The 23,864-nt window shown below is 70.8% G+C and carries 20 protein-coding genes; 9 read left to right on the top strand and 11 right to left on the bottom strand.

What is annotated here, in order from left to right:
- Positions 1-25: 25 nt before the first annotated feature.
- From whiA to uvrC, 4 genes are read right to left on the bottom strand one after another with little or no spacing between them, the layout of a single operon-like run.
- Positions 26-1,015, bottom strand: coding sequence for a DNA-binding protein WhiA (gene whiA, locus ACIBW9_RS06250; protein WP_030933313.1), 990 nt, complete (start codon positions 1,013-1,015; stop codon positions 26-28).
- Positions 1,006-2,073 (bottom strand): uridine diphosphate-N-acetylglucosamine-binding protein YvcK, encoded by a 1,068-nt coding sequence (gene yvcK / locus ACIBW9_RS06245; protein ID WP_115908826.1) that lies wholly within the window; start codon positions 2,071-2,073, stop codon positions 1,006-1,008. The genes whiA and yvcK overlap by 10 nt, the downstream gene beginning before the upstream one ends.
- Positions 2,070-3,026, bottom strand: a complete 957-nt coding sequence (gene rapZ, locus ACIBW9_RS06240) for an RNase adapter RapZ (protein ID WP_398951678.1) — start codon at positions 3,024-3,026, stop codon at positions 2,070-2,072. Before rapZ ends, yvcK begins: the two co-directional genes overlap by 4 nt.
- Positions 3,023-5,053: an excinuclease ABC subunit UvrC gene (uvrC, locus tag ACIBW9_RS06235; protein ID WP_398951676.1), complete on the bottom strand. Its 2,031-nt coding sequence runs from the start codon at positions 5,051-5,053 to the stop codon at positions 3,023-3,025. The genes rapZ and uvrC overlap by 4 nt, the downstream gene beginning before the upstream one ends.
- A gap of 328 nt (positions 5,054-5,381) precedes the next feature.
- Here uvrC and ACIBW9_RS06230 point away from each other — a divergent pair, with 328 nt between their 5' ends.
- The 3 genes from ACIBW9_RS06230 to ACIBW9_RS06220 all read left to right on the top strand — a co-directional run bounded on the left by ACIBW9_RS06230 (position 5,382) and on the right by ACIBW9_RS06220 (position 8,508).
- Positions 5,382-6,338, top strand: coding sequence for a hypothetical protein (locus ACIBW9_RS06230; RefSeq protein WP_398951674.1), 957 nt, complete (start codon positions 5,382-5,384; stop codon positions 6,336-6,338).
- Positions 6,339-6,496: 158 nt separating this feature from the next.
- The gene (locus ACIBW9_RS06225; protein WP_398951672.1) at positions 6,497-7,591 is read left to right on the top strand and encodes a LacI family DNA-binding transcriptional regulator; all 1,095 of its coding nucleotides are present in this window, start codon (positions 6,497-6,499) and stop codon (positions 7,589-7,591) included.
- Positions 7,588-8,508 (top strand): carbohydrate kinase, encoded by a 921-nt coding sequence (locus ACIBW9_RS06220; protein WP_398951670.1) that lies wholly within the window; start codon positions 7,588-7,590, stop codon positions 8,506-8,508. Before ACIBW9_RS06225 ends, ACIBW9_RS06220 begins: the two co-directional genes overlap by 4 nt.
- Before the next feature lie 91 nt (positions 8,509-8,599).
- On the opposite strand, the gene uvrA is transcribed toward ACIBW9_RS06220, so the two are convergent.
- Positions 8,600-11,629, bottom strand: coding sequence for an excinuclease ABC subunit UvrA (gene uvrA, locus ACIBW9_RS06215; protein ID WP_398951668.1), 3,030 nt, complete (start codon positions 11,627-11,629; stop codon positions 8,600-8,602).
- A 229-nt stretch (positions 11,630-11,858) separates the two neighbouring features.
- Between uvrA and ACIBW9_RS06210 the strand changes: the two genes are divergently transcribed.
- The 5 genes from ACIBW9_RS06210 to ACIBW9_RS06190 all read left to right on the top strand — a co-directional run bounded on the left by ACIBW9_RS06210 (position 11,859) and on the right by ACIBW9_RS06190 (position 16,291).
- Positions 11,859-12,545, top strand: a complete 687-nt coding sequence (locus ACIBW9_RS06210; protein ID WP_398951666.1) for a maleylpyruvate isomerase family mycothiol-dependent enzyme — start codon at positions 11,859-11,861, stop codon at positions 12,543-12,545.
- Between the two features lie 55 nt (positions 12,546-12,600).
- Positions 12,601-13,257 (top strand): MBL fold metallo-hydrolase, encoded by a 657-nt coding sequence (locus tag ACIBW9_RS06205; protein WP_099928016.1) that lies wholly within the window; start codon positions 12,601-12,603, stop codon positions 13,255-13,257.
- Positions 13,258-13,758: 501 nt separating this feature from the next.
- A complete protein-coding gene (locus ACIBW9_RS06200; protein ID WP_398952129.1) occupies positions 13,759-14,643 on the top strand; it encodes an ABC transporter substrate-binding protein in 885 nt (294 codons plus the stop codon).
- Positions 14,640-15,542: an amino acid ABC transporter permease gene (locus ACIBW9_RS06195; RefSeq protein ID WP_398951663.1), complete on the top strand. Its 903-nt coding sequence runs from the start codon at positions 14,640-14,642 to the stop codon at positions 15,540-15,542. Before ACIBW9_RS06200 ends, ACIBW9_RS06195 begins: the two co-directional genes overlap by 4 nt.
- Complete coding sequence (locus tag ACIBW9_RS06190; RefSeq protein WP_344403903.1) at positions 15,539-16,291, top strand: amino acid ABC transporter ATP-binding protein; 753 nt, start codon at positions 15,539-15,541, stop codon at positions 16,289-16,291. Before ACIBW9_RS06195 ends, ACIBW9_RS06190 begins: the two co-directional genes overlap by 4 nt.
- A 25-nt stretch (positions 16,292-16,316) precedes the next feature.
- Here ACIBW9_RS06190 and aroQ read toward each other — a convergent pair whose 3' ends face one another.
- Positions 16,317-16,790, bottom strand: coding sequence for a type II 3-dehydroquinate dehydratase (aroQ, locus tag ACIBW9_RS06185; RefSeq protein WP_115908816.1), 474 nt, complete (start codon positions 16,788-16,790; stop codon positions 16,317-16,319).
- A 227-nt stretch (positions 16,791-17,017) separates the two neighbouring features.
- Here aroQ and ACIBW9_RS06180 point away from each other — a divergent pair, with 227 nt between their 5' ends.
- A complete protein-coding gene (locus tag ACIBW9_RS06180; RefSeq protein ID WP_398951661.1) occupies positions 17,018-18,289 on the top strand; it encodes an MFS transporter in 1,272 nt (423 codons plus the stop codon).
- Here the strand turns inward: ACIBW9_RS06180 and ACIBW9_RS06175 are convergent.
- The 5 genes from ACIBW9_RS06175 to ACIBW9_RS06155 all read right to left on the bottom strand — a co-directional run bounded on the left by ACIBW9_RS06175 (position 18,279) and on the right by ACIBW9_RS06155 (position 23,771).
- On the bottom strand, positions 18,279-19,379 hold the full coding sequence (locus ACIBW9_RS06175) for a calcium:proton antiporter (protein ID WP_398951659.1): 1,101 nt from the start codon (positions 19,377-19,379) through the stop codon (positions 18,279-18,281). The two genes, ACIBW9_RS06180 and ACIBW9_RS06175, sit on opposite strands and share 11 nt — an antisense overlap.
- Positions 19,380-19,450: 71 nt before the next feature.
- Entirely contained in the window at positions 19,451-19,753 is a 303-nt protein-coding gene (locus ACIBW9_RS06170; protein WP_398951657.1) for a hypothetical protein, read from the bottom strand.
- Between the two features lie 130 nt (positions 19,754-19,883).
- Positions 19,884-20,885 (bottom strand): TerC/Alx family metal homeostasis membrane protein, encoded by a 1,002-nt coding sequence (locus ACIBW9_RS06165; RefSeq protein WP_398951655.1) that lies wholly within the window; start codon positions 20,883-20,885, stop codon positions 19,884-19,886.
- A gap of 226 nt (positions 20,886-21,111) precedes the next feature.
- The gene (locus ACIBW9_RS06160; RefSeq protein WP_398951653.1) at positions 21,112-23,109 is read right to left on the bottom strand and encodes a TerD family protein; all 1,998 of its coding nucleotides are present in this window, start codon (positions 23,107-23,109) and stop codon (positions 21,112-21,114) included.
- Between the two features lie 83 nt (positions 23,110-23,192).
- On the bottom strand, positions 23,193-23,771 hold the full coding sequence (locus ACIBW9_RS06155) for a TerD family protein (RefSeq protein ID WP_398951651.1): 579 nt from the start codon (positions 23,769-23,771) through the stop codon (positions 23,193-23,195).
- Positions 23,772-23,864: the final 93 nt, after the last annotated feature.

Below are 23,864 nucleotides of genomic sequence, written 5' to 3'. Positions count from 1 at the left end.
GCACCGGTGTGTTGGACTGCGGGACTCAGCCGACCAGGTTGTCGGCCATCTCCTCGGTGATGCTGGACTCCGTGCCCGGAATGCCGAGGTCGGAGGCGCGCTTGTCGGCCATCGCAAGGAGTCGGCGGATACGGCCGGCGACGGCGTCCTTGGTCAGCGGCGGGTCGGCGAGCGCGCCCAGCTCCTCCAGCGAGGCCTGCTTGTGCTCCATGCGCAGCCGACCGGCGGCCGCGAGGTGCTCGGGCACCTCGTCGCCGAGGATCTCCAGGGCGCGCTGCACGCGGGCGCCGGCGGCGACGGCCGCGCGGGCGGAGCGGCGCAGGTTGGCGTCGTCGAAGTTGGCGAGACGGTTCGCCGTGGCCCGCACCTCGCGGCGCATCCGGCGCTCCTCCCAGGCCAGCACCGACTCGTGCGCGCCGAGGCGGGTGAGCAGGGCGCCGATCGCGTCGCCGTCACGGACGACCACGCGGTCCACCCCGCGCACCTCGCGCGCCTTCGCGGCGATCGACAGCCGACGGGCGGCGCCGACCAGGGCGAGCGCGGCCTCCGGGCCGGGGCAGGTCACCTCCAGGGAGGAGGAGCGGCCGGGCTCGGTCAGCGAGCCGTGCGCCAGGAAGGCGCCACGCCAGGCGGCCTCCGCATCGCAGGTGGCCCCCGAGACCACCTGCGGGGGCAGACCGCGGATCGGGCGGCCCCGGCCGTCGACCAGGCCGGTCTGCCGGGCCAGCTGGTCACCGCCGGCGACGACCCGTACGACATAGCGCGAACCGCGGCGCAGTCCGCCCGGCGCCATCACGATCAGTTCGGAGCTGTGACCGAAGATCTCCAGGATGTCCCGCTTCAGGCGCCGCGCCGCCATCGCGGTGTCCAGCTCCGCTTCGATCACGATGCGCCCGCTGACCAGGTGGAGGCCGCCGGCGAACCGCAGAATGGCGGAGACCTCCGCCTTCCTGCAGCAGGTCCGGGTGACGGGGAGCCGGGAGATCTCGTCCTTCACCGCTGCCGTCATCGCCATGGGCCGATCCTTCCATGCATCCGAAAAATACGGTCGTACGCGGCGGCCAGCAGCTCCGGGTCGTGCCGCGGAGTTCCGTCCCTCCGGGCCACCGGCGCCAGCTCGACCGCGGCACCGAACCGCTTGGCGGCTTCGGTGAGCACGTCGCGGTCGGGCACGGCGGCCTCGTCGGCCAGCACCACGTCCAGGGCGAGTTTAGGGGCGTGTCGTCCCAAAACCTCCAAATGACGCTGCGGGGAGAAGCCTTCGGTTTCTCCGGGCTGCGGGGCGAGGTTCAGCGAGAGTACCCGGCGTGCCTTCGTCTCGGTGAGGGCGTCCAGGAGTTCGGGAACGAGCAGGTGCGGGATGACCGAGGAGAACCAGGAGCCGGGGCCGAGGACGACCCAGTCGGCGTCCAGGACCGCCTCGACGGCTTCGGGGACGGCGGGCGGGTCGTGCGGCACCAGGTGCACGGACTGCACCTCGCCCGGCGTGAGCGCCACGGTCGCCTGTCCCCGCACGGTGTCGACGTCCTCGGGCCGCTCCGGGTCGTGCCCCTTGACCAGGGCCTGCAGCTCCAGGGGTACGGCGGACATGGGCAGCACGCGCCCGTGCGCGCCGAGCAGCTTGCCGACCAGGTCGAGGGCCTGGACATGGTCGCCCAGCTGTTCCCACAGGGCGACGATCAGGAGGTTGCCGACCGCGTGTTCGTGCAGGTCGCCCTTGGACTGGAAGCGGTGCTGGATGACGCGGGCCCAGGTCTGTCCCCAGTCGTCGTCGCCGCACAGCGCGGCCAGCGCCTTGCGCAGGTCGCCGGGCGGCAGCACGCCCAGTTCGTCGCGCAGGCGCCCGCTGGAGCCGCCGTCGTCGGCCACCGTGACGACGGCGGTGAGGTCGCCGGTGATCCGGCGCAGCGCGGCGAGCGAGGCGGACAGGCCCATGCCGCCGCCGAGGGCGACCACCTTGGGCTGGGCGCCGCGGCGGCGCGGCCGGGCGCCGCGGGCTTCGACGGGCCGGCCCGCGCGGGACTCGGGCACGACCCGGCGCAGCCTGCTCAGCCGCAAAGAACGCTCCGTCATTCGCGTCCCATGTCCCGGTGCACGACCACCGTCTCCACGCCCTCGGCCGCAAGTCGTGCGGCGAGCTTCTCCGACATGGCCACCGAGCGGTGCTTGCCGCCCGTGCAACCGATGGCGATGGTCACGTACCGCTTGCCCTCGCGGCGGTAGCCGGCCGCGATGAGACGGAGCAGCTCGGCGTAGCGGTCGAGGAACTCCTTGGCGCCGGGCTGGTTGAAGACGTACGCGGCGACCTCGTCGTTCAGGCCGGTGAAGGGGCGCAGCTCCGGGACCCAGTGCGGGTTGGGCAGGAAGCGCATGTCCGCGACCAGGTCGGCGTCGACCGGGAGACCGTACTTGAAGCCGAAGGACATGACGGTGGCCCGCAGCTCGGGCTCCTCCTCGCCGGCGAACTGGGCGTCCATCTTGGCGCGCAGCTCGTGCACGTTCAGGCTGGAGGTGTCGATCACCAGGTCGGCGTCGCCGCGCAGCTCGCGCAGCAGCTCGCGCTCGGCGGCGATGCCGTCGACGATGCGGCCGTCGCCCTGCAGGGGGTGCGGGCGGCGCACCGACTCGAAGCGGCGCACCAGGGCGTCGTCGGAGGACTCGAGGAACACGATCCGCCGAGTGACGTGCTTGGCCTCCAGGTCGGCGAGGGACTCGCGGAGGTTGTCGAAGAAGCGGCGGCCGCGGACGTCGACGACGACCGCGATCCTGGCGACGTTGCCCTGCGAGCGGGCGCCGAGCTCCACCATGGTGGGGATCAGCGCGGGCGGCAGGTTGTCGACGACGAACCAGCCGAGGTCCTCCAGACACTTCGCGGCGGTCGACCTGCCCGCTCCCGACATGCCCGAGATGATCACCAGCTCCGGGATGGCCGCCTCGGGGACCGCCCCGGGCGTGTCGCTGCCCGTACTCACCTGTGCTCCGTCTCCGGCCTGGCTTTCTTGCCCGTCGTGCTCGTTCACATTCATGTCTCCTGCCCCCGTCGTTCGTCCGGGGCGCCCATGGCTACGGGCTGCCCGCTGGAACCCATGGTTCCGGGTTCCTCCTCCATGATCTCTCCAGTCGCCGTGTTCACGGCGGGCGCGGCCGGGGCCGCCTGGGCGAGGGCGACGGCGATCGTCTCGGCCGTCTTGCGGCCTATGCCGGGGACCTCGCAGATCTGGTCGATGGTGGCGGATCTTAGTTTCTTCAACGAACCGAAGTGTTTCAGCAGTGCCTGCTTGCGTGTGTCCCCGAGTCCCGGTACGTCGTCCAGGGGGCTTGACCTGAAGCGCTTGGCCCGCTTGGTGCGCTGGTAGGTGATCGCGAAGCGGTGGGCCTCGTCGCGGACGCGCTGCAGCAGATACAGGCCCTCGCTGGTGCGGGGCAGGACGACCGGGTCGTCCTCGTCGGGCAGCCACACCTCCTCCAGGCGCTTGGCGAGGCCGCACACGGCGACGTCGTCGATGCCGAGCTCGTCGAGGGCCTTCTTGGCCGCCGCGACCTGGGGCTGTCCGCCGTCGACGACGACGAGCTGGGGCGGGTAGGCGAACTTCCTGGGGCGGCCGTCCTCCTCGGTGAGCGTGTTCTCGCCGTCGGCCCACTCCCCCGTCTTCTCCTTCTCCGCGAGGTAGCGCCGGAAGCGGCGGTTGATCACCTCGTGCATGGAGCGGACGTCGTCCTGGCCTTCGAAGCCCTTGATCTGAAAGCGGCGGTACTCGCTCTTGCGCTGCAGCCCGTCCTCGAAGACGACCATGGAGGCCACCACGTCGTCGCCCTGGAGGTGCGAGATGTCGTAGCACTCGATGCGGAGAGGGGCGCTGTCCAGGTCGAGGGCCTCGGCGATCTCCTCCAGGGCACGCGAGCGCGTGGTCAGGTCGGAAGCGCGCTTGGTCTTGTGCAGCACGAGCGCCTGCTGGGCGTTGCGCTCCACCGTCTCCATCAGGGCCTTCTTGTCGCCTCGCTGCGGGATGCGCAGCGAGACCGCGGAGCCGCGGCGCTCGGTGAGCCACTCCTGGACGGGCTCGACCGGGTCGGGCAGGGCCGGGACGAGCACCTCCTTGGGGACGGAGTCGCCCTTCTCCTCGCCGTACAGCTGCTGCAGGGCGTGTTCGACGAGAGCACCGGTGGTGATCTCCTCGACCTTGTCGGTGACCCAGCCGCGCTGGCCGCGCACCCGTCCGCCACGGACGTGGAAGATCTGGACGGCCGCCTCCAGCTCGTCCTCGGCGACCGCGATCAGGTCGGCGTCGGTCGCGTCGGCGAGCACGACCGCGTTCTTCTCCATGGCCTTCTTCAGGGCCTCGATGTCGTCGCGCAGGCGGGCCGCCCGCTCGTACTCCATCTCCTCGGCCGCCTGGGTCATCTGCCTCTCGAGGCGGCGCAGGTACGTCCCCGTGCGGCCGGCCATGAAGTCGCAGAACTCCTCGGCCAGTTCGCGGTGTTCCTCGGCGGAGACGCGCTCGACGCAGGGGGCGGAGCACTTGCCGATGTAGCCGAGCAGACAGGGGCGGCCGGTGCGGGCGGCGTTCTTGAAGACACCCGCCGAGCAGGTGCGCACCGGGAAGACGCGCAGCAGGAGATCCACGGTGTCGCGGATCGCCCAGGCGTGCCCGTACGGCCCGAAGTAGCGCACGCCCTTGCGCTTGTGGCCGCGCATCACCTGGACGCGCGGGAACTCCTCGTTCATCGTCACCGCGAGGTACGGGTAGCTCTTGTCGTCGCGGTACTTGACGTTGAACCGGGGGTCGAACTCCTTGATCCAGGAGTACTCCAGCTGCAGGGCCTCGACCTCCGTGGACACCACGGTCCACTCCACGGAGGCGGCCGTGGTGACCATGCTGCGGGTGCGGGGGTGGAGTCCGGCCAGGTCCTGGAAGTAGTTCGCCAGGCGTTGGCGCAGGCTCTTCGCCTTTCCGACGTAGATCACCCGGCGGTGCTCGTCACGGAACCTGTACACCCCTGGCGAGTCCGGGATCTGTCCCGGCTTGGGGCGGTAGCTGGAGGGATCGGCCATGTCTCACACCCTACTGGCGGGGGCTGACAGTGCGGCGGGCCTGTGGACGACGCCGCCGCGCGGGCCACCCGGACTCGGGAACGTCACCCACGGTGACCCAGGCCGGCACACCGGCTCGAGCCACCGACCGCGTCTCGGCCAGGAGTGCACCGCTGTTGGGTCTCAGGTGTTGTCGGGACTAGGTCAACACGCTTCAATGCGGGGGAACTCGGGACCGGGAACGACGGCGTACGGATGTGAAGACTCCCCGGCGCCGACGGGGTGGCCCCGGACCACGCACAGACCCGGCCCGACCAGCCGTAGCGAGCATTCACAGAAAGGCCCCTGCATGCCGCACGCCACACAGCACGCGGACGTCGCCGCCGTAGAGACCGCGGAACTGGACTCGGCCCTGCGGGGCGGCCCCTTCCACGTCGCGCTGCGTGCCGCGATCGCCGCCCGCGGACTGCCGCTGCAGCGCGTGCAGCACCATCTGTCGCGCTACGGGGTCAAGGTCGGTGTGACGAGCCTGAGTTACTGGCAGCAGGGTGCCCGACGCCCGCAGCGCCCCGAGTCGCTGCGGGCCGTACGGGCGCTGGAGGAGATCCTCCAGCTGCCGGAGGAGTCCCTGATCCGGCTGCTGGCGGAGACCGACGAACCCTCGTGCGCGGGACGGCCCGCGGGCCGCTCCTACCGCTCCCTGGTGGAGGCGTCGGGCGTGCTGGAGCGGCTGCTGGCCGAGCTGGGCTCGCCGCTGGACGGCGGTCTGCACACCCTGGGGCACCACGAGCGGGTGCGCATCGGTGCCCACCGCGAACTGGCGGGGCGCGAGTCCCACCACATAGTGCGCGCCCACAAGGACGGCGTCGACCGCTTCGTGGCCGTCCACCACGGCGACCCTGGCTGCGCGCCGGAACGCATGCGGGTGCACGCACTGGAGAACTGCCGCACGGGACGCGTGCGCGTGCACCACGACACCGGCGTACTCGTGGCGGAGTTCCTCTTCGACACCCGCCTGCGGGCCGGGGACACCTTCCTCTTCCGCTACGGCATCGAGGACGGCACCGCCGGCGTGTCCCGCGAGTACATCCGCGGCTTCGGGCCGGCCGGTGGGCAGTACGCGCTCCAGGTGCACTTCGACGAGCGGGCCCTGCCCTCCCGCTGCCACCGCTTCGCCCAGCACTCGCCCGCCGCCCCGCGCAGCGGCCGCCAGGAACTGCCCCTCAGCGGCCGCCACCACTCGGTCCACCTCGTCGAGCCCCGGGTGCGGACGGGGGTCGTGGGCATCGGGTGGGACTGGGAGTGAGCCCTGCCGGACGGGCCGGCCAGATCGGCGTACTTCTCCGCCGTCACGGGACGTAAACGTTTGCGCAAGCGTTTACGCGAGGCCGCGGATGGGATACCGTCCCGGCCGAAAGGCACGCCGTGCCTCGAAAGCCGATGGGCTCCAGGAAGGGGGACGCGATGGCGACCATGGCCGATGTCGCTCGCAGCGCCGGGGTCTCCGTGGCGACCGTCTCGCACGTCCTGAACGGCACCCGGCCCGTCCTCCCCCACACCCGCCAGGCCGTCCTGGACGCCGTCGACCGGCTCGGCTACACCCCGAACACCCTCGCCCGCTCCCTGGTGACCGCCCGCACCCGCTCCATCGGACTGGCGGTGTCGGCGATCAGCAACCCGTACTTCACGGAGATCCTCCAGGGCGTGGAGGCCGGCGCCCTGGAACACGGCTACGGCCTGCTCATCGCCGATCCGCACGACGACCCGGAGCACGAGCGCAAGGTCGTCCAGCTGCTGCACGAGCGCCGGGTCGACGGCATGATCGTCGCCCCTTCGGCGAACCCGGGCGACCTCCTCGCCTACCTCGGCCGCCACGGCGTCCCGGCCGTCTTCCTCGACCGGCTCGTCACCACCCCGGCCGACGGCACACCCGCCTACGACCAGGTCTGCGCCGAGAGCGTCGAACCGACCGCCCGGCTGGTCACCCACCTCGCCGAGCTCGGCCACCGCCGGATCGCCCTGGTCGCAGGCCGGCCCGGGCTCAGCACCACCCGCGAACGCGTCGCCGGATACCGCCACGGCCTGGCCGCCTCGGGACTCCCGCACGACGAACGCCTCCTGGTGCACGGCAACTCCGAGTCCGCCGACGCCGAGCGCGCCACCACGGCCCTTCTCTCCCTTGCCGCCCCGCCGACCGCACTGGTCACCGCCAACAACGCGATGACCATCGGTGCGCTGCGCGCCCTGCGCGAGCGCGGTCTGTCCGTACCCGAGGACATGGCCCTGTGCTGCTTCGACGACTTCGCCTGGGCGGACCTGTTCTCGCCGCGGCTGACCGCCGTCGCCCAGCCCAGCCGGGAGATCGGCGCCCGGGCGGTCCAGGTACTGCTGGAACGCCTCGCCTCCCCGGACCGCCCCGCCCGCACCCTGCGGCTTCCCTGCACCTTCGTCCACCGGACCTCGTGCGGCTGCCCGGAAGGGGCGGCGCGGTCCGCACCACCCGAACAGCCCGAGAAGCCCGAGAAGCTCGGTAAGCGCGAGAGAGGAACCGCCTCGTGATCGTCGTCGCCGGTGAGGCTCTGATCGACCTGGTACCGCAGGGCACAGGGGCTCTCGCGGGCCTGAAGCCGGTACTCGGCGGCGGCCCGTACAACACGGCCGTGGCCCTCGGCCGTCTCGGCTCCCCCACGGCGTTCTGCTCCCGCACCTCACGCGACGCCTTCGGCGAGGCGCTGCTCGACGGGCTCCGGGCAGCGGGCGTGGACGTCTCGGCCGTGCAGCGCGGTGCGGAGCCGACCACCCTCGCGCTCGCCACGATCGACGCGGACGGATCCGCCGCCTACTCCTTCTACGTCGAGGGCACCGCCGACCGGCTGTTCGAGGCGCCTGCGGCGCTTCCCGCCGAGACGCGGGCCGTGTCCTTCGGCACCTGCTCACTCGTCCTTGAGCCCGGGGCGACGGCCTACGAGACCCTGCTGCGGACCGCGGCCGCGCAGGGCGTGTTCACCGCGCTCGACCCCAACATCCGGGCGGGCCTGATTCCCGACGCGGACGCCTACCGGGCGCGTTTTCGGAGCTGGCTGCCCTCGGTGTCACTGCTCAAGCTCTCCGAGGAGGACGCCCTGTGGCTGGGCGGCTCCCCGCGGGAGTGGCTGGCCGCCGGACCCGCGGCCGTCGTGATCACCCATGGCGGCGACGGACTCAGCGCCTTCACTCGCGACGGGGCCGTGCACCCCGTCCCGGGCGAGAAGGTCGACGTCGTCGACACCATCGGCGCCGGCGACACGGTGAACGCGGCGCTCCTGCACGGTCTGGCCGCCCAGGACGCCCTGTCCGCCGAGGCGCTCCTGAGCCTCGGCGCCGACGGCTGGACCAGGCTGCTGCGCTTCGCGGCTCGGGCCGCCGCGATCACCTGCTCCCGGGCGGGCGCCGAGCCGCCGTACGCGTTCGAACTGGACGAGGCGGAGGCTTCGTAACTCTCCTGCGCGGGTCACGACGGCCCGGCCGGCGACGGGCGGCGCCCCGCGGGAGGTTCTCCCGCGGGGCGCCGCACTGTTCCGGATCTGTTCAGGCCTTGCGCGCCCGTGTCGTCTTCTTCGCGGGCGCGGCCTTCGTGGTGGCGCCGGCCGCCTTCTTCGTGGCGGTGTTGTTGGCGGTCCTGGCCGTCGCCGTCTTCTTCGCCGTCGTCCCGGCCGCGACCGTCTTCCTGGCCGCGGTCTTGCGCGGGGCCGGTACCGAGCTGGCGTCGCTGATGCGGTCGGCGCCGAGGATCTCCCGCAGGAACTTTCCGGTGTGGCTGGCCGGGATCCCGGCGACCTCCTCGGGCGTGCCCTCGGCGACGACGAGTCCGCCGCCGGCGCCGCCCTCGGGGCCCATGTCGACGATCCAGTCGGCGGTCTTGATCACGTCGAGGTTGTGCTCGATGACGATGACCGTGTTGCCCTTGTCGACGAGGCCGGCGAGTACCGTCAGCAGCTTGCTGATGTCCTCGAAGTGCAGACCGGTGGTCGGCTCGTCCAGGACGTAGACCGTGCGCCCGGTGGAGCGCTTCTGCAGCTCGCTGGCGAGCTTCACACGCTGCGCCTCACCGCCGGACAGGGTGGTGGCGGACTGGCCGAGCCGGACGTAGCCGAGACCGACGTCGTTCAGCGTCTTGAGGTGGCGGTTGATCGCCGGGACCGCCTCGAAGAAGTTCATGGCTTCCTCGATGGGCATGTTCAGGACCTCGGCGATGGACTTGCCCTTGTAGTGGACCTCCAGGGTCTCCCGGTTGTAGCGGGCGCCGTGGCAGACCTCGCAGGGGACGTACACGTCCGGGAGGAAGTTCATCTCGATCTTGATGGTGCCGTCGCCCGCGCAGTTCTCGCAGCGGCCGCCCTTGACGTTGAAGGAGAAGCGGCCGGGCAGATAGCCGCGGACCTTCGCCTCGGTGGTCTCGGCGAACAGCTTGCGGATGTGGTCGAAGACGCCCGTGTACGTCGCCGGGTTGGAGCGCGGGGTGCGGCCGATGGGCGACTGGTCGACGTGCACGACCTTGTCGACGAGGTCGTCGCCGTCCACGCGCGTGTGCCGCCCGGGAACGCTCCGCGCCCCGTTCAGCTCGCGGGCCAGGTGCGTGTACAGGATGTCGTTGACCAGCGTCGACTTGCCGGAGCCGGACACGCCCGTGACGGCCGTGAACACGCCCAGCGGGAAGGAGACGTCGATGTCCTGGAGGTTGTTCTCGCGGGCGCCGTGCACCGTGAGCCTGCGAGAGGGGTCCTGCGGGCGGCGGATGTCCGGCAGCGGGATCGACTTCTTGCCGGCCAGGTACTGGCCCGTCATGGACTCGGCGTTGGTGAGCAGCTCCTTCAGGGAGCCGCTGTGCACGACCTTGCCGCCGTGCTCGCCCGCGCCGGGGCCGATGTCGACGACCCAGTCGGCGACCTTGATGGTGTCCTCGTCGTGCTCGACGACGATGAGCGTGTTGCCCATGTCGCGCAGTCTGACCAGGGTCTCGATCAGCCGGTGGTTGTCGCGCTGGTGCAGGCCGATGGACGGCTCGTCCAGGACGTACAGGACGCCGACGAGTCCGGAGCCGATCTGGGTGGCCAGGCGGATGCGCTGGGCCTCGCCGCCGGAGAGGGTGCCGGCCGCGCGGTTCAGCGAGAGGTAGTCCAGGCCGACGTCGACCAGGAACCGCAGCCGCTCGTTGACCTCCTTCAGCACCCGCTCGGCGATCTTCTTGTCGCGGGCGTTGAGCTTCAGCTCGCCCAGGAAGTCGGCGCAGTCGCTGATGGACATGCCGGAGACCTCGGCGATCGACTTCCCCATGATGGTGACCGCGAGGACGATCGGCTTCAGGCGGGTGCCCTCACAGGTGGGGCAGGGCACCTCGCGCATATAGCCCTCGAAGCGCTCGCGGCTGGCATCGCTCTCGGCCTCGCTGTGCCGGCGCTTGACGAAGGGGACGGCACCTTCGAAGGGCGTGGTGTAGACGCGCTCGCGTCCGTACCGGTTGCGGTAGCGGACCTCGATCTGCGTCTTGTGGCCGTGGAGCAGAGCCTTCTTGGCGCGCTGCGGCAGGCCCGCGAAGGGGATGTCGGTGCGGAAACCCAGAGCGTCCGCCAGGGCGCCGATCAGGCGGCCGAAGTAGTCCTTGGTGTGGCCGTGCGACCAGGGGTGGATGGCGCCCTCGTCGAGGGACTTGTCCTCGTCCGGGACGATCAGCTCGGGGTCGACCTCCATGCGCGTACCGATGCCGGTGCAGTCGGGGCAGGCACCGAAGGGCGAGTTGAAGGAGAAGGAGCGCGGCTCCAGCTCCTCGAAGGACAGGTCGTCGTACGCGCAGTACAGGTGCTCCGAGTACATGCGCTCACGCTCGGGGTCGTCCTCGGGGAGGTCGACGAAGTCGAGCACGACCATGCCGCCGGACAGTCCGAGGGCGGTCTCGACGGAGTCGGTGAGGCGGCGCTTGGCGGAGTCCTTGACCGTGAGGCGGTCGACGACCACCTCGATGGTGTGCTTCTCCTGCTTCTTCAGCGTGGGCGGGCTGGAGAGCTGGATGGTCTCGCCGTCCACGCGCGCGCGTGAATAGCCCTTGGTCTGGAGATCGGCGAAGAGGTCGACGAACTCTCCCTTGCGCTCGCGCACCAGCGGCGACAGCACCTGGAAGCGGCTCCCCTCCGGCAGCTCCAGGACCTTGTCGACGATGGCCTGCGGCGACTGGCGCGAGATCGGGCGACCGCACTCGGGACAGTGCGGCTTGCCGATGCGCGCGAAGAGCAGACGCAGGTAGTCGTAAACCTCGGTGATGGTGCCGACCGTCGAGCGCGGGTTGCGCGAGGTCGACTTCTGGTCGATGGAGACGGCCGGGGACAGCCCCTCGATGAAGTCGACGTCCGGCTTGTCCATCTGCCCCAGGAACTGGCGGGCGTACGAGGAGAGCGACTCCACGTAGCGCCGCTGCCCCTCGGCGAAGATGGTGTCGAAGGCCAGCGAGGACTTGCCCGACCCCGACAGGCCCGTGAAGACGATGAGCGAGTCGCGCGGCAGGTCGAGCGAGACATTCTTGAGGTTGTGCTCGCGCGCGCCACGGACGATGAGACGGTCGGCCACGCCGGTCCGCACCTTTCTTGGCTTGAGAGGAGTGACAGGGGCGAGGCCCCCGTGCTTTCTCAGACTAGGGGGAGCCACTGACAACGCCGGTCGGATTCCCGGGTTGCATAACAATCCCCGGCTCTCCAGCATGCCCGACGCCACGCCCGACCATATAGCACGCGCATTCGATTTACGGCACGGCTTCACCACCTTCACCCAAAGGTGTGACGGGGCTAGGGTCAGCAGCATGATTGATCACGGTCATGACCTGGCGTCTGTACGCGACGCGACGGACCGGCTGCTCACCGCAGCCGCCAAACTGGACAACGCAACGGTGGCCGGGCCGTCACGGCTCCCCGGCTGGACCCGGGGCCACGTCCTCGCCCACCTCGCCCGCAACGCGGACGCGCTCGTGAACGTCCTGGAGGGCCGTCCCATGTATCCGTCCGCGGAGGCCCGCGACGCCGACATCGAGCGGGACGCCCCGCGCCCCCTCGACGTCCAGCTCACCGACCTGCGCGACAGCGCGGCCCGCTTCCAGGAGACCGGGGCGGTGCCGGCGGACTGGTCGCGCACGGTGGAGCTGCGCAACGGGGTCACCGACACGGCGTCCAGGGTGCCGTTCCGCCGGTGGGCCGAGGTGGAGCTGCACCACGTGGACCTGGGCATCGGGTACGAGCTGGAGGATCTGCCGGCCGAGTTCTCACAGCGGGAGATCGATTTCCTGGCCGCACGCTTCTCCGGGCACCCCGATGTGCCCCCCACCCGGCTGGCGGACGGCACGCGCGCGTGGCGGACCGGTCGGGAGGCGGCCGAGCCGGAGGTCACCGTCTCGGGCCCGGCTCCGGAGCTGCTCGGCTGGCTGGCCGGGCGCCGCGACGGCGCCGGACTCACCGTGCACGGCGGCCCGCTGCCGACGCTCCCCCCGTTGTGACCGTGCAGCCTAGAGCGGGGGCTCCTGCCGCACTCCCCCGCTATAGGCTGCCGCCATGACGTACAGCGGACAGGTGACGGTCGGCGGCCCGGCGGATGTGCACGAGCTGAAGGACCTCATGATCACCAAGATCGCGGTCGGCCCGATGGACAACAACGCCTATCTGCTGCGCTGCCGGGCCACCGATGAGCAGTTGCTGATCGACGCGGCCAACGACGCGGACACACTGCTCGGCATGATCGGTGACGACGGCATCGCCTCCGTCGTCACCACCCATCAGCACGGCGACCACTGGCAGGCGCTCGCCCAGGTCGTCACGGCCACGGGCGCCCGCACGTACGCGGGCCGGGAGGACGCCGTCGGCATCCCGGTGCCGACCGACGTCCTCGTCGACGACGGCGACACCATCCGGGTGGGGCACGTGGAGCTCACCGCCCGCCATCTGGTCGGGCACACGCCGGGCTCGATCGCCCTCGTCTACGACGACCCGCACGGGCATCCCCACGTCTTCACCGGGGACTGCCTCTTCCCCGGCGGCGTCGGCAACACCCGTAAGGATCCCAAGGCGTTCGCCAGTCTGATTCACGACGTCGAGACGAAGATCTTCGACGTGCTTCCGGACGAGACCTGGGTCTACCCCGGACACGGCAACGACACGACCCTGGGCGCGGAGCGGCCGCAGCTGCCGGAGTGGCACGCGCGCGGGTGGTGAGAACGCCGAACGGCACACAGGGGCGGTCAGGTGCTACGGCCTGACGCCCCTGTACGCCTCGGCCCGCTTGCCGCCTCGAGAGGACGGGCCTGACCCATGGGAGTCATGCCCTACAGCGTGCGGGGCGGCAGATGCGTCACATCCGGTGGCGCACACTCGGGAGACGCAACGCGCGCCCCGCGTCCTCGCCCCTCGCTCCGGCATGAACTCCCCGTACGCCCGCGCCGACTTGACGCACGCGCCCCGTGTGAAGCATTCACACGAGCCGAAGTGCTGCGCGCGCTCCCCGGGCACCTTGTTGCGCAGTCAACTGGAAGCAGCCCCGCACAGGATGACGGCTCCTGAGCGGTATGGGCCGCCGGTCTTTCGATCCCCGCCCTCGACCGGCGGCCCCGGCGTTCTCTCGGAAGAGTTCACAGGGCCGCAACACGCGTTCCCACTATGCGGACAATTCCCGTCGTGACCTCGACAAACGGGATGCTGGACTGCCAATCTCCCGCCATGCACATCGCCCCTCGCGCACTGCGCCGCGCCGTCGCCGCGGCAACCATAGGTCTGCTCGCCACCGCTGTCGGCTGCGCTCCGCAGCCGGAGGACAAGGCGGCGGCCACACCCTCCGGTTCGGCCTCGAAGACCTGCGCCAAGGGCAAGCTGGCCACCAAGACGTCCGGCAAGCTGACCATCGCCACGGACGAGCCCGCCTACGAGCCGTGGTTCAAGGACGACAAGCCCGCCAACGGCAAGGGCTTCGAATCGGCCGTCGCCTACGCGGTGGCGCAGCAGCTCGGCTACGGCAAGAGCGCCGTCGTATGGCAGCAGGTGCCCTTCAACAAGGCCTTCGCGCCCGGCGAGAAGACCTTCGACTTCGACATCAACCAGGTGTCCATCAGCACCGAGCGCAAGAAGGCCGTGGACTTCTCCTCCGGCTACTACGACGTGCGCCAGGCCGTCATCGCGCTGAAGGGCTCCAAGGCCGCGAAGGCGACCAGCATCGCGGATCTCAAGGGCCTCAAGCTGGGCGCCCAGGTCGGCACGACCAGCCTGAACTACATCAGCGACGTGGTGAAGCCCTCGCAGGAGGCGGCCGCGTACTCCAAGAACGACCAGGCCATCTCCGCGCTCAAGAACGGCCAGGTGGACGCGATCGTCACCGACCTGCCCACCGCCTTCTACGTCACCGCCGCCCAGGTGACCGACGCCAAGATCGTCGGGCAGTTCGAGAACCAGGGCGGTACGCCCGAGCAGTTCGGGCTGGTCCTCGACAAGGGCAGTGCCCTCACCTCGTGCGTGTCGTCGGCCGTGGACGCCCTCCGCAAGGACGGCACGCTGGCGAAGCTGGAGAAGCAGTGGCTGTCCGACGCCGTCGACGCTCCGGTGCTCAAGTGACGGTCACGAAGGAGGAGTCCGGCAAGGACGCGGGCAAGGGTGACATGCCCGACGGGTACACCCCGTCCGAGCGGCGGCTGGCCCGCGAGCGCTACCAGCGCGCGCGTGCCCGTCGCGCGACGGCCATCGCCGCCGTCTCGACCCTCGTCACCGCCGTCGTCCTCTACCTGGTCGTGGTCAGCGCTCCCGGCTGGGAGCGCACCAAGGAGACCTTCTTCGACGAGGGCTACGCGCGCGAGGCGTTCCCCAAGGTCCTCGAGGGGCTCTGGCTCAACATCCGGCTGCTGCTGATCTGCGGTGTGCTGGTGCTCGTCCTGGGCATGCTGATCGCCGTCGCACGGACTCTGCCGGGGCCGGTGTTCTTCCCCCTGCGGGCGCTCGCGGCCGCGTACACGGACTTCTTCCGCGGTCTGCCGCTGATCATCAACCTGATGATCGTCGTCTTCGGTGTGCCCGCACTGCGCCTCCAGGGCGTGACCGTCGATCCCGTGTGGCTGGGCGGTACGGCGCTGACCCTGACGTACTCGGCGTACGTCGCCGAGGTGTTCCGCGCCGGCATCGAGTCGGTGCATCCGTCGCAGCGCGCCGCGGCCCGCTCGCTGGGCCTGACCAACCGGCAGGCGCTGCGGCACGTGGTGCTGCCCCAGGCGGTACGCCGTCAGGTGCCGCCTCTGCTGAACGACCTGGTGTCGCTCCAGAAGGACACCGGGCTGGTGTCGATCGGCGGGGCGATCGACGCCGTCCGGGCGTCCGACATCATCGCCCAGCGGAGCCTGAACTACACGCCGTACATCGTCGCGGGCCTGGTCTTCGTGGCGCTGACCATCCCGATGACCCGCTTCACGGACTGGGTGACGGCACGGATGGACCGCCGGCGGGCCCAGGGAGGATCGATATGAGCGACGCGCCCGTGCTGCGCATGGAGTCCGTGCGCAAGACCTTCGGCGACTCGGTCGTCCTGCGGGATGTCGACCTGGAGGTCGCGCCGCACACGGTGACCGCGCTGATCGGCGCCTCCGGCTCGGGCAAGTCGACGCTGCTGCGGTGTGCGAACCTCCTGGAGGAGATCGACGACGGGGCGATCTGGCTGGACGGCGAGGAGATCACCGATCCGCGCGCCGACCAGGACGCGGTACGCCGCCGTATCGGCGTGGTCTTCCAGGCCTACAACCTGTTCCCGCACATGACGGTCCTGGACAACATCACCCTCGCCCCGCGGCGGGTGCACGGCGCCTCCCGTGCGGAGGCCGAGGAGCGCGCCCGGGAGCTGCTGGAGCGGCTCGGCCTCGGCGGCAAGGCGGGTGAGTACCCGGACCGGCTGAGCGGCGGTCAGCAGCAGCGTGTGGCCATCGTGCGCGCTCTCGCCGTACGGCCGCGGCTGCTGCTGCTCGACGAGATCACCGCCGCCCTCGACCCCGAGCTCGTCGGTGAGGTCCTCACCGTCGTGCGGGACCTGAAGGACGACGGCATGACCATGGTGCTGGCCACGCACGAGATGGGCTTCGCCCGGGACGTCGCCGACCAGGTGTGTTTTCTGGACTCTGGAGTGGTCCTGGAGCGCGGAACCGCTGAGCAGGTCTTCGGCGACCCGCAGCAGGAACGCACGCAGCGGTTCCTGCGGCGGATCGTGGAGGCGGGCCGGCTGTAAGAGCCGCGCGCCTGGTGATCGGGGCTTACGCGTCGGCCTGGGCGGCCCCCACCAGCGCCGCGACGCGCTCCACTCCGAACACGTACCCCTGCACTCCGCACCCGGCGATGACGCCGTCGGCGCGCAGGGAGACGTACGAGTGGTGCCTAAACGACTCGCGCCGGTGGATGTTGGAGATGTGCACCTCCAGCACGGGCAGTCCGTCGCAGGTGTTGAGTGCGTCCAGAATCGCGACCGACGTGTGGGAGTAGGCCCCGGGGTTGATGACGATCCCGCAGTGGTTCAGCCGGGCCTCGTGGATCCAGTCGACCAGCTCGCCCTCGTGGTTGGACTGCCGGAAGTCCACCGTGCCACCGTGCGCGGCGGCGGCCTTGGCGCACAGGGCCTCGACGTCGGCGAGGGTGTCCTTGCCGTAGATCTCCGGCTGGCGCTGGCCGAGCAGATTCAGGTTGGGCCCGTTGAGGATCATGATCGGGGCGTTGGCCAGGGTGCGGGGCACGGTTCCTCCGGTCCGGTGGTGTGCGGCGATCCTTCGAGGACCGCTGTTCGCACCCGGTTTATCACGGTGCCTTCGCGGCTCGACGGCCCGCACTCCCGACGGTCCGCCCGGCGCATCACCGCCACGCTCCGGCGAGGCCCGATCACGCCTGTGCGCCCCCGTAACCCGCTGTCACGGTGGGTAGTTGACGCGGCATGCACGACGTACGCACCGTAATGAGACCCTCCATGCTGCGGCTAGCGGCGGCCTCGCTCGCCGGGACGGCCATCGAGTTCTACGACTTCTTCGTCTACGGGACCGCCGCGGCACTGGTCCTGGGGCCGCTGTTCTTCCCGGCGTTCTCACCGGTGGCGGGGACGCTCGCCGCCTTCGTCACCTTCGGCGTGGGCTTCGTGGCGCGGCCGCTGGGCTCGGTGCTGTTCGGGCACCTCGGGGACCGGCGCGGACGCCGGCCGGTCCTGGTCGGCTCGCTGCTGCTGACCGGCGCCGCCACGGTGGCGGTCGGTTGCGTGCCGACGTACGAGTCGATCGGTGCGGCCGCCCCCGCGCTGCTCCTGCTGCTGCGTTTTCTGCAGGGGCTGGGGCTCGGCGGGGAGTGGGGCGGGGCCGTGCTGCTCACCGCCGAGCACGCGCCCGTCGAGCGGCGTGCCCTGTGGTCGAGCTTCCCGCAGGTCGGGCCCGCCCTGGGCTTCCTGCTCGCCAATGGCGTGGTGCTGGCGCTGTCGGCAACGCTGTCCGACGCGCAGTTCGCCCAGTGGGGGTGGCGGGTGCCGTTCTGGGCGGCGGGTGTGCTGGCCGCGGTGGGTCTGTGGCTGCGGTCGTCGCTGGCCGAGAGCCCCAGCTTCCTCGAGATCGACGACCACGCGCGCGTGCCGCTCGCGGAAGTCGTACGCGACCACTGGCGGCTCGTCCTGCTGACCGCCGGGGCCCTCTCGGCCGGATACGCGATCTTCTACGCCGTGACCACGTGGTCTCTCGCGTACGCCACGGAGCGGCTCGGAGTCAGCCGTGTCGTCATGCTGACCTGCATCATGGCCGCGGTGGTGGTGCAGGGCGCGCTCACCCCACTGGCCGCGCTGCTCGGGGACCGCTATGGTCGGCGGCCGATGTGCCTGGTGGGGTGCACCGCCGCCGCTGCGTGGATGTTTCCGACGGTCCACCTCCTCGCGACCGGTGAGCCGCTGCTGATGTTCGCCGGCATCCTGGGGGCGCTGCTCGCGTTCGTCACGATGCTCGGAGTGATCGCCGCGTATCTGCCCGAGCTGTACGAGCCGCGGGTGCGCTGCACGGGAGCGGCCGTCGGCTACAACCTCGGCGGGGTGCTCGGGGGCGCGCTCACACCGATCGTGGCGACGACGCTGGCCGGGCACGGCGGCCGGGTGCCGTGGGGCGTGGGCGCCTATCTGACGGGGATCGCGCTGCTGAGCCTGGGGTGCTTCGCGCTGCTGCCGGAGACCCGGCCGGCGGCGGTGGTCGTCGCGGAGCCGGTCATGGATTGACCGCGAGCTCCAGGTACGCCGCGAACAGCACCAGATGGACCCCGCCCTGCAGCGGCGTGGCCCTGCCCGGCACCACCGTCAGCGAGCTCACCACCACGGTCAGGGCGAGCAGCACCATGTGTGTGGAGCCGAGGCCGAGGACGAGCGGGCCGGAGAGCCAGACGGACGCCAGGGCGACCGCGGGGATGGTCAGGCCGATGCTGGCCATGGCGGAGCCGAGGGCGAGGTTCAGGCTGGTCTGCACCCGGTCTCGGCGGGCGGAGCGCAGGGCCGCGATGGTCTCCGGGAGCAGCACCAGCAGGGCGATGATCACTCCGACGACCGCGTGGTGCAGTCCGGCGGCCTCCACCGCGGACTCGATCGTCGGCGACACGCCCTTGGCCAGTCCGACCACTCCGATCAGCGCGAGACCGAGCAGGCCCAGGCTGATCCACGCGGTGCGGACCGCGGGGGTGTCCGCGTGGTCGTCCGCGGTGATCACCCCGCCCTGGCGGCTGATGGGCAGGAAGTAGTCGCGGTGCCGCACGGTCTGGGTCGCGACGAACAGGCCGTAGAGGATCAGCGAGGAGATCGCGGCGAAGGTGAGCTGTACGCCCGAGAACTCCGGGCCCGGCTTGCTGGTGGTGAAGGTCGGCAGTACCAGGCTGAGCGTGGCCAGGGTGGCGACGGTGGCGAGCGCTGCGCCGGTGCCTTCGGGGTTGAAGACCGCGGTGCCGTGGCGCACGGAGGCGACCAGCAGACAGAGTCCGACGATGCCGTTGCAGGTGATCATCACCGCCGCGAAGACCGTGTCCCGGGCCAGGGTCGAGCTCTTGCCGCCGCCGTCTGCCATCAGGGTGACGATCAGGGCGACCTCGATGACCGTGACGGCGACGGCGAGCACGAGCGAACCGAAGGGTTCGCCGACCCGGTGGGCGACCACCTCCGCATGGTGCACGGCGGCGAGGACGGCGCCGGCGAGCACGAGGGTGACCACGGCGACCACCGCGGCGGGCAGATCGCGTCCCCAGGTGAAGGCCAGCAGCACGATCGCGAGCACCGGCACGACGGACGTCCACTGCGCCGTGAGCGACCCGAGCCGAGCGATCATGCAGCGATCGTTGCAGAGGCGTACGGGCCCCGCACCCCGGCGGTGCGGGGCCCCCGCGGGATGGTGCGCGGCTACTTGAGCTCGGTCGTCTCCAGCAGGTCGCAGTTGGTGAACGTGCGCTCCCCAATGCCCAGTGCGCTCATCTGCTCCGCCATCCTGGTCGTCTCGGGGTCGTTGCTGTTCCGCATCGCGTCCTCGTACGACTCGAATTCGATCAGCGCCAGATAGCGGCGGGGGTTGTCCCGGTCCTTGAGGAGCATGCTGTGCGTGGGGCCGCCCGCCCGGCCGGCGCTGCGCTCCCTCGCCTCCTGGACCAGCTGCTGCATCTCCTCCAGGCGCTCGGTCTCAAAGGTGATGATCTGCACGAACTTCATGGGTACCTCCACCCGGCCAGGGCGCTCCCAGCCGGGGAACGCGCTCAGCAAACAAGCAAGCACCGGGAGGGGGCGTCGGCAATTCGCCGCGCACCGCTCCCGGTGCTGGTTGTTTCTACGTCCGTCGCAGTCAGGCCTGGATGCTGTCCTTCGCAGCGCCTTCGCTCTCGCCGTGCGCCGTCTCGGCCGCCGCCTGCTTCTTCGACGCCCGCAGACTGGTGATGGTGGTGACGACGAGGACCGAGCAGATCACGCCGAGGGAGACCGGGATGGAGATCTCCGGGACGTGGACGCCGGACTCGTGCAGTGCGTGCAGCACCAGCTTGACGCCGATGAAGCCGAGGATGATCGACAGGCCGTAGCTGAGGTGAACCAGCTTCTTCAGCAGTCCGCCGATGAGGAAGTACAGCTGCCTGAGGCCCATCAGCGCGAAGGCGTTGGCGGTGAAGACGATGTACGGGTCCTGGGTCAGGCCGAAGATCGCGGGTATCGAGTCGAGCGCGAACAGGACGTCGGTGGTGCCGATCGCGAGCATCACGACCAGCATCGGAGTCATGACCCGTTTGCCGTTCTGCTGGATCCACAGCTTGGTGCCGTGGTAGCGGTCGGCGACGCCGAAGCGGCGCTCAGCGGCCTTGAGCAGCTTGTTCTCCTCGAACTCCTCGTCCTCCTCGTCGGCCCGGGCCTCCTGGATGAGCTTCCAGGCGGTCCAGATGAGGAAGGCGCCGAAGAGGTAGAAGACCCACGCGAAGCTGGCGAGGATCGCCGCACCGGCGGCGATGAAGATCGCCCGCAGGACCAGGGCTATGAGGACGCCGACGAGCAGCACCCGCTGCTGGTACTGGGAGGGCACCGCGAACTTCGCCATGATCAGGACGAAGACGAAGAGGTTGTCGACGCTCAGGGACTTCTCGGTGATGAAGCCCGCGAAGAACTCTCCGCCGGCCTGGCCGCCACCGAAGAGGAGCAGACCGAGCCCGAAGAGCCCGGCCAGGGCGATCCAGACGACCGTCCAGATCCCGGCTTCCTTGATCGAGACGTCGTGCGGCTTGCGGCCGATGAAGAAGTCGACCGCGATCAGGGCGGCAAGGCCCACGATGGTCAGGACCCACAGGGTCGGGGAAACATCCACTGTGCCTCCGGCAATACGTAACGGCAATGACCAGCGTCGTCGCGCTGCCGGAGGTCTCTTCCACCCACGGTGGGCCGACGCCCCGGGATCAGCTCTGATCCGTATTGACGGGTACGCCGCAGTCGACAGGGAGTACTCCCCTCCGTGAGGACTACAGTACCCCAATCACCAAGGAAAGGTAAAGCAATTAGCAAAGGGAAGGTCAAAGTGCCAGGTCGGCATGCCTTTACCGGTACTTGGTGCGAGCCGCTGCCACCTGGGTGAGCACCTGCTGGAGCACCTGGCTGCCGGGGGGCACGAGGGCGGGTTCGTATGTCCAGGCATGGCCGACCCACGGGTCGGCGAGATGGTCGTCGGGCAGCGGGGTGAGGCGCAGCAGCGAACGCCACAGGGGGTCGAGCAGAGGCCCGTAGCCGGCGGCCTCCTCGCGGTCCGCGACCATCATCAGATGGACGCCCACGGCCGGGCCCTCGTCCGCCAGGTAGCGCAGCTGGGTCACCGCCCGGTCGTCGAAGCCGTGCGGGAAGTCATTGACGATCAGGAGCTGCTCGGCGGTGTCCAGGCCGGGCGGGAGCGAGTCGGCCGCACCACCGCGCACCGCCATCTGCACCAGGTCGACACGCTGGGTCAGCCGGGTCAGGACGTCCGCCACGCCCGCCGCGCCCAGGGCGGGCGGGGTCGCGAGCACACCGCTGTGCACCAGCGGTGCGAGCGCCTGAGCTGCGGAGCCTGCCGGGTCGATGACATGCACGGTGAACTCGCCCGCCGGGTGGACCGCGAGCAGTCGTGCCGCGAGCGCCACCGCCGTGTCCATCGCGAGGCGCCCCAGCTCATCGGCGCTTGCTGAGGAGTCGTCGAGCGAGGCGGGACGTCCGCTGTCGATCCACAGGCCGCGTTCGAGCGGCAGGCGCACCAGCATCGGGATGCGCAGCAGCTCGCTCTCGGGCAGCGAGAGGTCGCCCAGGCGCAGGGCCATGGGGATCTCCATCGGCACTCGATAGCCGTGCCAGACGGGGTTGTCCCAGCGCGCGTACGCGGGCGGCAGCGCGGGCTCGACGACCTCCGCCTCGGCGGCGAGCTGGGCGAGGTCCCGGTCGAGCGCCGCCCTGGCCTGGTCGACCAGCTGCGCGTGCTTGGCACGGGCCGCCTCGCGCGCCGCCTCGCCCTGTCCGCCGATTCTGCTGCGCGGGTCGGACAGGGCCTGGTCGAGCTCCTTCTCCATGCGCGAGTCGGCGAAGTCGACGGCGCTGCGGTAGGCGGCCGTGGTGCGGGCCAGGTCCTCGAACATGCCCCAGACCTGGTTGTACAACCGCTCGTCCATGGACCAGCCGGTCGCGTCACCCGCGACCGGCGGCGCCGGCTGTCCTGGCGGGGCCGGAGACACCGTCGGCGGGGGCGGTGGCGGAGCGGCGGCCTGCCGGCCCGGGTGGCTGTAGTCGACCGGGCCGGCGGCGGGCGAGGACGGCTGCGTGATGGCGGAAGGATCCGTCGGGTATCCCGGCCGGGTGCCCTGTGGTCCATACGGAGATGTGGTCTGTGGTGGTACGGCACCGGGGGCGCCCTGCGGTGCCGCGGGACCGCCCTGGTCGGGTCCGTGCGCCGGGGCGGCGGCCCGGCGGGTGCGGTCCCCCTCCGCGGTGCGCTGCGGGGGTGCCGGCACCGAGCGGGCCAGGCCCTGGGCCACTGCATCGTTGATGACGCCCGCCAGGCGGTGGGCCTCGGTCAGGCCCTGGTCGGCGAAGAGCTCGGCGAGGCCGCCCGCGTATCCCTGGCCGACGGCACGCACCTTCCAGGCGCCCTGCCGGCGGTAGAGCTCCAGGGCGACGACGGCGCACTCGGCGTCCAGACCGGTGATCGTGTAGCTGGCGACCTCGGTGCCGTCCAGGCCGGTGACCGCCACGAAGGGGGCGGCGACCGTGCCGAAGCGGACCGGGCCCTGCCCGCCCGCCGTGGGCAGGGCGAGCAGCACATTGACCCGGTGCACGGCCTCCGGCATGGCGTCCAGGTCCACCGCGAGACGGTGGTCGGCGGCCGCCTGCTTGGAGACCTCGAGCCCGGGCAGGGTGGGCGCGCCGGGATGGGCCACCCAATCGACGCCACGGGCCTTGCCGTTCTCGTCGCTGAGCGTGGCCGAGGCCACGAGCGGCGTGCCGGCTGCAACCCGGATCTCCAGACGGGACTGGGAGAGCGGGTGGTTCTGCCCCCGCACCAGCTCGGCCGTCATCGCCCTCGTCCCCCTGTGTCGCTGGTAGGTCGTGTCGTGTGCCGCCAGGGCCCGTCTTTCGCGGCGGGCCCTGGCAGGTGGCTCTACAGGTGCGGCAGGATCGCCGGCATCAGGTCCTGGAAGGTGCGGCCGTTGGCCGGGGTGCCGAGGGCCGTCAACGTCCAGCCCGGGCCCGAGCGGTGCACCTTCGCCATGATCTGGGCCGTGTAGGCGCCGCCGCCCGCCAGCGTGTAGCGGGCGAGCTCCTGGCCGTTGGTCTCGTCGACCAGGCGGCAGAACGCGTTCTGCACCTCCTGGAAGGTCTGACCTGTGAAGGAGTTCACGGTGAAGACGATCTGGTCGATGTGGACCGGGACGCGCGCCAGGTCCACGAGGATCGCCTCGTCGTCGCCACCCTGGCCCACGCCGCCGACCAGGTTGTCACCGGTGTGGCGCACGGAGCCGTCGTCGCTCACCAGGTGGCGGAAGAAGACCACGTCGACCGGCTGCTTGTCGGCGAACAGGACGGCGGAGGCGTCCAGGTCGATCTCCCGGGTGCGCGAGCCGAACAGGCCGCGCCGGGGAGCCGCCTGCCAGCCGAGACCCATGCGGACCGCGGTCAGGCTGCCTCCGTCGTTCTTCTGCAGACTGATGGCCTGACCCTTGGTCATGTTGACGGTCACGCGCTGTTCCCCTCTCGAACTGTCCCCTGTTGCCGCAAAGTCCGCGGTTGCCCAAAACCCTACGCAGGGCCACCGAGAGTGCCGCACCCCGAC

It is taken from the genome of Streptomyces sp. NPDC049541 (assembly GCF_044465725.1).
In the GTDB taxonomy this organism is placed as follows: Bacteria; Actinomycetota; Actinomycetes; order Streptomycetales; family Streptomycetaceae; genus Streptomyces.
The sequence above is the reverse complement of the archived record's forward strand: the minus strand, read 5'-3'. Positions and strand labels throughout refer to the sequence as shown.

Coding starts and splice junctions, on each gene's coding strand:
- ACIBW9_RS06170 (WP_398951657.1), bottom strand. CDS start 19,753: ATGAAGTTCGTGCAGATCATCACCTTTGAGACCGAGCGCCTGGAGGAG.
- rapZ (WP_398951678.1), bottom strand. CDS start 3,026: ATGAATGTGAACGAGCACGACGGGCAAGAAAGCCAGGCCGGAGACGGA.
- ACIBW9_RS06200 (WP_398952129.1), top strand. CDS start 13,759: ATGCACATCGCCCCTCGCGCACTGCGCCGCGCCGTCGCCGCGGCAACC.
- ACIBW9_RS06230 (WP_398951674.1), top strand. CDS start 5,382: ATGCCGCACGCCACACAGCACGCGGACGTCGCCGCCGTAGAGACCGCG.
- whiA (WP_030933313.1), bottom strand. CDS start 1,015: ATGGCGATGACGGCAGCGGTGAAGGACGAGATCTCCCGGCTCCCCGTC.
- ACIBW9_RS06190 (WP_344403903.1), top strand. CDS start 15,539: ATGAGCGACGCGCCCGTGCTGCGCATGGAGTCCGTGCGCAAGACCTTC.
- ACIBW9_RS06205 (WP_099928016.1), top strand. CDS start 12,601: ATGACGTACAGCGGACAGGTGACGGTCGGCGGCCCGGCGGATGTGCAC.
- yvcK (WP_115908826.1), bottom strand. CDS start 2,073: ATGACGGAGCGTTCTTTGCGGCTGAGCAGGCTGCGCCGGGTCGTGCCC.
- ACIBW9_RS06180 (WP_398951661.1), top strand. CDS start 17,018: ATGCTGCGGCTAGCGGCGGCCTCGCTCGCCGGGACGGCCATCGAGTTC.
- ACIBW9_RS06225 (WP_398951672.1), top strand. CDS start 6,497: ATGGCGACCATGGCCGATGTCGCTCGCAGCGCCGGGGTCTCCGTGGCG.
- ACIBW9_RS06210 (WP_398951666.1), top strand. CDS start 11,859: ATGATTGATCACGGTCATGACCTGGCGTCTGTACGCGACGCGACGGAC.
- uvrC (WP_398951676.1), bottom strand. CDS start 5,053: ATGGCCGATCCCTCCAGCTACCGCCCCAAGCCGGGACAGATCCCGGAC.
- ACIBW9_RS06175 (WP_398951659.1), bottom strand. CDS start 19,379: ATGATCGCTCGGCTCGGGTCGCTCACGGCGCAGTGGACGTCCGTCGTG.
- ACIBW9_RS06160 (WP_398951653.1), bottom strand. CDS start 23,109: ATGACGGCCGAGCTGGTGCGGGGGCAGAACCACCCGCTCTCCCAGTCC.